Source organism: Paraburkholderia sp. SIMBA_054 (assembly GCF_046534875.1).
Classification (GTDB): domain Bacteria; phylum Pseudomonadota; class Gammaproteobacteria; order Burkholderiales; family Burkholderiaceae; genus Paraburkholderia; species Paraburkholderia hospita.
In genome coordinates this window covers 1-230 of the sequence record NZ_JAWRXV010001849.1, presented here as the reverse complement: position 1 = coordinate 230, position 230 = coordinate 1, and the positions used below count along the sequence as shown (strand labels likewise).

The 230-nt window shown below is 40.0% G+C and carries 1 protein-coding gene; it reads left to right on the top strand.

Annotated features, from left to right (window positions below):
- The coding region (locus SB822_RS61440) for a thymidylate synthase (RefSeq protein WP_410859713.1) at positions 1-230 on the top strand (230 nt) is incomplete at both ends.

Here is a 230-nt window from a genome sequence, read left to right as displayed (position 1 = left end):
CAAGTTTTGGAAAGAATGGGCGAATGAAGTTGGTCAGTTACCGAACATCTACGGAAAACAGTGGACTAGGTGGGAAGACGGTCGTGGGAACATTTTCAATCAAATTAAATATGTGATTGATCAAATTAAAAATAACCCAACAAGTAGACGTATCTTATTCACTGGATGGAATGCTCCAGAGATGCAATGGGAAGATACGGCTTTACCATGTTGTCACAGTACAGTTGTTC